The 3,532-nt window shown below is 72.1% G+C and carries 4 protein-coding genes and 1 pseudogene; 3 read left to right on the top strand and 2 right to left on the bottom strand.

Annotation, left to right across the window (positions count from 1 at the left end; translation table 11 throughout):
- Nucleotides 1-55 precede the first annotated feature (55 nt).
- A complete protein-coding gene (locus PROKR_RS21000) occupies nucleotides 56-1,006 on the bottom strand; it encodes an acyl-CoA thioesterase (RefSeq protein WP_051433206.1) in 951 nt (316 codons plus the stop codon).
- A gap of 45 nt (nucleotides 1,007-1,051) precedes the next feature.
- Nucleotides 1,052-1,447, bottom strand: coding sequence for a globin (locus tag PROKR_RS20995; RefSeq protein ID WP_036966859.1), 396 nt, complete (start codon nucleotides 1,445-1,447; stop codon nucleotides 1,052-1,054).
- Between the two features lie 134 nt (nucleotides 1,448-1,581).
- Between PROKR_RS20995 and PROKR_RS20990 the strand changes: the two genes are divergently transcribed.
- From PROKR_RS20990 to PROKR_RS35695, 3 genes and pseudogenes are all read left to right on the top strand, one after another.
- Nucleotides 1,582-1,815, top strand: a complete 234-nt coding sequence (locus PROKR_RS20990) for a PTS sugar transporter subunit IIB (protein WP_020018155.1) — start codon at nucleotides 1,582-1,584, stop codon at nucleotides 1,813-1,815.
- 189 nt (nucleotides 1,816-2,004) lie between these two features.
- Nucleotides 2,005-3,060, top strand: coding sequence for a mechanosensitive ion channel family protein (locus tag PROKR_RS20985; RefSeq protein ID WP_245605911.1), 1,056 nt, complete (start codon nucleotides 2,005-2,007; stop codon nucleotides 3,058-3,060).
- Between the two features lie 74 nt (nucleotides 3,061-3,134).
- Nucleotides 3,135-3,532: pseudogene (locus PROKR_RS35695) on the top strand (4-alpha-glucanotransferase); the annotation flags it as partial.

Here is a 3,532-nt window from a genome sequence, read left to right as displayed (position 1 = left end):
GAGCTCGGGGCGTAGTCCCGGCCCCAGGCCTGCGGCGGCCCGGGCGCCCGGCGGGTCAGGCCGGCAGCCGGATCATGCCCTCCTGGCCCGCCGAGGCCACGAGGACGCCGTCCTGCGTGTAGACCTTCGCGGTGCCCAGGGCGCGGCCGCCCTGGGCCGTGGGCGAGGACTGGACGAACAGCATCCACTCGTCCACCTGGACGTCGCGGTGCCACCACATGCCGTGGTCGAGGCTGGCCATGGGCACCGTGGCGGCGACGTCCTGCCAGGACTTGCCCGCGGCGCGCATGGCGGGCTCCAGCATGAGCTGGTCGCACGCGTAGGCCAGGAGGGCGCGGTGCATCGACTGGTCCTGGATGCCGAGCGGACGGCGCGTGCGCATCCAGACGAGCTGCGTGGCGGGTGGCGTGCCGCCCTGGGCCACCGCGGCGTCCGGGTGCAGGTACAGCGACCCGCCGACGTGCCGCAGCTCGAACGGCGAGTCCGCCCAGAACTGGGCGCGTGAGTCGGCGCTGAGGGAGGCGAGCTCGTCGAAGGCGGAGCCGACCTCGTCGGGCGCGGGGACGCCGTCGGGCATCGGCATCGAGTGGTCGTAGCCGGGCTGGTCCTCCTGGAAGGAGGCGATCATCGACAGGATCGGCTTGCCGAACTGGATCGCGTGAGTGCGGCGCGCGCTGAACGAACGCCCGTCGCGCAGTCGCTCCACCGCGAAGTCGATGGGCTCCTCGACCCGCCCCTCCCGCAGGAAGTAGCCGTGCAGGGAGTGGATCTGGCGGCCGTCGGGCACCGTCCGGTCCGCCGCCAGGATCGCCTGTGCGAGCACCTGACCGCCGTAGGCACGGTTCGCGAGGGCGGGCATGCTGTTCCCGCGCAGCACGTCCTCCTCGCCGCGCGGACCCCAGCCCTCCAGATGCCGCAGGTCGAGCACCTGCAGCAGGCGGTCGAGCGCATCGGGCGTGTGGTCCGACGGGGCGTCGCCGGCGATCAGGTCAGGGGTGGCGTCCACGTGCGGGCGTCTCCTTCGGTTCCTCTGGGTGGGACTTCGAGCGGGTCAGTCCTCGAAGGTGTTGATCATGCTGAAGGCCGCGCGCTCCAGGTAGTCCCACAGCTGCGACTCGTGGATCGGTGCGAGCCCCAGGGAGTCGACGGCGGTCCGCATGTGCGCGAGCCAGCGGTCGCGGGCGTCCGGGTTCACCTTGAACGGCGCGTGCCGCATCCGCAGTCGCGGGTGACCACGCTGCGCGGAGTAGGTGCCGGGCCCGCCCCAGTACTGCTCGAGGAACAGCGTGAACCGCTCCTTCGCCGGCCCGAGGTCCTCCTCGGGGTACATGGGGCGCAGCACGGGGTCGTCGGCGACGCCGTCGTAGAACGCGTCGACAAGGCGCACGAACGTGTCGTGGCCGCCGACGGCGTCGAAGAAGGAGGGTTCCTGGGTCACGCCTGTCATCCTGCCACTCGTGTATGACGGTCCGGTGAAACTCGGTCTCGTGTGAGCGAGTCGACAATTGCCCGGGCGAAGGGCTTGCCAGCACAGATAGGGTGTTACCCATACCTGCAGCGACGCACGGTGGGAGTTGAGACATGACCAAGGCTGACCAGATCCTTGCGGCACTCGGGGGAACCTCGAACGTCGTCGAGCTGGAACCGTGCATCACCCGGCTCCGTGTCGAGGTGAGCGATCCGTCCCTGGTGGACGAGCCCGGACTCAAGTCGTCGGGCGCGTTCGGCGTGGTGCGGTCGGGCAGGGTGGTTCAGGTGATCGTGGGCCCCGAGGCGGACAACCTCGCGGCCGAGCTGGACACGCTCAGGGTGTGATCACGAGGGCGTGAGCCAGAGAGCGTGACGTGCGCGGGCCCGGGACTCGTCCCGGGCCCGTGATCTGCTTCACGACGGCCCGGCGGCGTGCAACCGCGACGCGAACGGGCTGTGAAAATCGCGCAGTAGTCCCTCGGACCCGGGCTGAGATGACCGGGCGCGGGCGCCGACCCGAGTAGCGTTCGTGTCGTGTTCGAGTCTCTTGCTGCCTCCGTGTTCGACAGCGCCGAGGACTTCTGGGTCTGGTTCGGCGACAAGCCCCTGACCGTCATCCTCATCCTGGTCGGCGGTACCGTCGCCATCGCCGTCCTGCGCCGTGTGGTCACGGCCCTCACCGAGCGCATCGCCATCGGCCAGAAGCCGCGGGCCGTGGTCGAGACCGCGGCACCGCCGGTGGGCACCACCACCGGCACGATCCCGGTGACCGCGCCCGGTGCCGTCTCGGGAGCCACCACCAAGCGCAAGCGCAAGAACGCGCTGATGACGCCCCAGGCGCTGGCCGACGTCTTCGGCGCGGTCAACCCGCGCGCGGCCGAGCGGCGCGCCCAGCGCGCGCGGACCGTCGGCTCGGTGCTGAACTCCGCGGTGAACATCGTGATCGGCACCGTCATGGTGCTCTCGATCATGCAGACGGTCGGCTGGCCCGTCGCCCCGCTCCTGGCCTCCGCCGGCGTCGTCGGCGTCGCGCTCGGTTTCGGCGCGCAGAGCCTGGTCAAGGACTTCATCTCCGGCGTGTTCCTGCTCATCGAGGACCAGTTCGGCGTGGGCGACAACGTGGACCTGGGCGCCGGCGTGGTCGGCACCGTCGAGACCATGGGCCTCCGGCTCACCCAGGTGCGGGCCTTCGACGGCACCCTCTGGTACGTCCGCAACGGCGAGATCCTGCGCGCGGGCAACCGCACCCAGGAGTGGAGCCGTGCCGTCGCCCCGGTGCAGGTGCCGCTGGGCGCCGACATCGACGCGGTGCGCGCCGCGCTCGGCCGCGCCGTCGACCGGGTCAAGAACGACCCCGAGCTGGCCGACAGCCTCCTAGAGACGCCCTCGGTACGCGGCGTGGACGACGTCGATCAGGGCGGCCTGACCTTCACGCTGCACGCCCAGGTGCGCCCCGCCCAGCAGTGGGCCGTCGCGCGCTCGCTGCGTGTCGCGGCCCACGCGGCGCTGCTGGACGCCGGGATCGTCGCGCGCTCGGCGCCCACCCCGTTCGACGAGGCGGTCGCGGGGGACACCCCCGGCGTCAGCTGACGGCGCAGCGCCGGGTGAGCTTTTCGGGCCTGGTTGCGCCCGGTACGCGTCGGTAGATGGCAGGATCTTGCCTTGTGACCGACGAACCGATGCCCGGGGCCACCGGAGACGGATCCGCCGTGCCCGCGGAGCTGACCGAGCTGGCGACCGCCCACGGCGTGCAGTGCGAGTACACGGACCACGACGGCGTCGAGCAGCAGGTCAGCTCCTCGACGCTCGTCGCGGTGCTGGAGGCGCTCGGCGTGCAGGCGTCGACCCCGGGGGCCGTCACGGCCAGCCTGGAGCGGGCCCGCGACGACGAGTGGCGCACGATGCTCCCGCCCACGGTCGTCGCGCGGCAGGGCACCGAGGTACAGGTCGCGGTGCACGTGGCCGACGGCGCGGACGTGACCGCGTGGGTCGAGCTGGAGCAGACCGAGACGCCCGCGGTGCCGGCCAGCGCCACGCCCTGGCGGGTGGCGGCGCCCGGCGC

It is taken from the genome of Promicromonospora kroppenstedtii DSM 19349, from assembly GCF_000515355.1.
GTDB classification, from domain to species: Bacteria; Actinomycetota; Actinomycetes; order Actinomycetales; family Cellulomonadaceae; genus Promicromonospora; species Promicromonospora kroppenstedtii.
This window is presented reverse-complemented; position numbering and strand designations above follow the sequence as displayed.

What these genes read in the sequence shown, in the direction of transcription:
- PROKR_RS20990 (WP_020018155.1), top strand. Translation starts at nt 1,582, where the DNA reads ATGACCAAGGCTGACCAGATCCTTGCGGCACTCGGGGGAACCTCGAAC.
- PROKR_RS20995 (WP_036966859.1), bottom strand. Translation starts at nt 1,447, where the DNA reads ATGACAGGCGTGACCCAGGAACCCTCCTTCTTCGACGCCGTCGGCGGC.